This window comes from Mycobacterium sp. SMC-18 (assembly GCF_045310895.1).
Lineage (GTDB): Bacteria > Actinomycetota > Actinomycetes > Mycobacteriales > Mycobacteriaceae > Mycobacterium.
This window is the reverse complement of the sequence record NZ_JBJIAL010000110.1, coordinates 1-1,997: the sequence shown is the minus strand read 5'-3', so window position 1 is coordinate 1,997 and position 1,997 is coordinate 1. Positions and strand designations below refer to the sequence as shown.

At 59.6% G+C, this 1,997-nt stretch carries 4 protein-coding genes; all 4 read right to left on the bottom strand.

The genetic code is table 11. The features are described from left to right. Positions 1–191 precede the first annotated feature (191 nt). The gene (locus ACJH6J_RS30270; protein WP_061006133.1) at positions 192–653 is read right to left on the bottom strand and encodes a DUF6941 family protein; all 462 of its coding nucleotides are present in this window, start codon (positions 651–653) and stop codon (positions 192–194) included. Continuing rightward, positions 650–1,144, bottom strand: a complete 495-nt coding sequence (locus ACJH6J_RS30265; protein ID WP_162563610.1) for a helix-turn-helix transcriptional regulator — start codon at positions 1,142–1,144, stop codon at positions 650–652. The genes ACJH6J_RS30270 and ACJH6J_RS30265 overlap by 4 nt, the downstream gene beginning before the upstream one ends. A gap of 47 nt (positions 1,145–1,191) precedes the next feature. Further along, the gene (locus tag ACJH6J_RS30260; protein WP_135355178.1) at positions 1,192–1,566 is read right to left on the bottom strand and encodes a hypothetical protein; all 375 of its coding nucleotides are present in this window, start codon (positions 1,564–1,566) and stop codon (positions 1,192–1,194) included. Positions 1,567–1,789: 223 nt separating this feature from the next. Further along, positions 1,790–1,997: hypothetical protein (locus ACJH6J_RS30255; protein WP_406805023.1), on the bottom strand; the 208-nt coding region annotated here is incomplete at its 5' end.

Genomic DNA, 1,997 nt, shown 5'->3' with positions numbered 1-1,997 from the left:
GCAGGATCGATTTTCTTCGGCATGCTGCTCATCCTTCCGGACTCAAACAGCAGCGGCATCAAACCTGGGGCGGTTCAACCCGGCTGAAACTCGTTCTGGCCGCCTGGAGGGCCAGTGCCAGCGTTCGATGCTGCGAATCCGGAGAACGTGCCTCGTATGCGTCAAGGTTTGCGCAACGTACCGGGGCAGGGCTAGGGGGAATCGTGGGGCGGCGTGGGTTCCACACCGACCTCAACAGGCGCAATGCCCGTGTCGACCTCGAAGTAGATAGAGCTACCGGGCTCCTCGGTCCCAGGAAACCTGACGTTCACCTTGTAGAGGCCGACTTTCGTCACGGCAATCGGTGAGATGTCAACGACGATCGCCGCCGTCGCAGCCCTTAGATCGGCCCCCGGCCGTATTTGGGACGCGACCCCTCCCTCGACTCGACCGAAGACCTCGTCTTCGTCTGGGGACGTGATCGTAATCTCGATCGCTATCTCGGAGCCGCTCACGTAGTCAATGGGCAGTTCAATCATGGCGACGAGCGTCAGGCCGAGGGGGGCCGGGAAGATGGGGCGGCCGATGCGGTTTACGCCACCGTTGAGCATGCTCACCAAGCCGACACTGGATACCGTCGCGTGCTCACAAAGGGTCAGAACGATAACCCTCACTTTAGGTCCGCCTCAGTAACTAATTCGGGGTTGACCTCACCCATGGTCAGGGCATTAATTGGCGCGTTGCTAAGGAACGGGTCGTAGTGTCCTCCCGCTGCGTTTAAGGCGCGGGTGCCGGTGATCAGCTGGCCACCGTATTCGTTGAGCTGGCTGGTGCCCCACGACCTAGTCGATTCAGCGCTCTTGATAGCGTTGATGATAACGATCGCGTTTGCGGCGTTGATCACGGTCTGAGATGTGTTGCTCTGCGGTGTAACCCATTTGGCGCCGGGAGCGTACGGCGTTTCGCTGTCTTCAACAGTGAGTTTGGCGCGAACTCCGAGGGCCTCCATCATTGCGGCGAAGCTTCGTAGCGTCAGATTTCGACGGCCACTCAGTCTCTGGCTTATCTCGCTGGGACGAACGTCCAAGCGCGCGGCGAGTTGCTTCTTGTTGACCCCAGCACGCTCCATCGCCTCATGAACCGCTTCGCTTGCCTCGACGACCAATCGTTCGCCGGCAAGTAACGACCTGTACTCGCGTGAGTTCCGCGATCTCATAGTTCTCCCCGCTTATGCTGGCCGAAGATCTTCACTGCCTTCTTTATCTCCCGCTTCACCTTGCTATCGTCCGGTCGCTTGCGGCCGTGGGTTGCGGTGAAGTCCTTCCCGTCTCGGAGCATGTACAACCGGTAACCCGGTCCTGCATGGACTTTTATCTCGAAGACAGCTTCATCGAGGAATCGCCACTGTCCAGTTGCGCGAAGGTGCCCGATCGTGCATAGATGGGCGAACCTTGCTTCGAATCCGGCGAATGCGATGTCGTCCAGACCGTCCAGCCACTCCTCGACCTCACAGACGCCCTCCTTCGTCTCCACCGCGTACAACGTCAACGCTTCGCCCTCGAAGATTATTCGACGTTGTGAAGTCATATCTTCACTTTGCTCCAAGTGTAGATCGTGAACGGACGACCGTCACCGTGCCCCCAAGATTGAAACCGTAATCTACCTGCGGTTAGCCGGGCATCAGTAAGTATCGGGGTAAATCCGGCCGCGTGGGCTGCCGGTGTATCGCGAGGCGGACGTACCCAAGGCTTTTGTGCATTGTGCTCGCAGCGATTGCCGGATCCGCCCATGCAGAAAGAGTGCCCCGCTGCTAGCAGTTGTCGCGGTACACGTCGGCGACGTCCGGGCCCTCGGCACGCAATGCGAGAAGGATTCGCGACATGTCGCCGTGCCGCCTTCTCCGTGTCGCCCTCGACGTGTTGTTGCGGCCCGCGTGATCCACCCCGGCGTGTCTGGAGAGTTCTTCTTTTGGGAAGGATGGGTCCATGGCTGCAGGGACGTCGAGACGGCGGTATCCG

Bases quoted from the DNA above. Each gene is read 5' to 3' on its own strand.
- ACJH6J_RS30260 (WP_135355178.1), bottom strand. From the start codon at position 1,566: ATGACTTCACAACGTCGAATAATCTTCGAGGGCGAAGCGTTGACGTTG.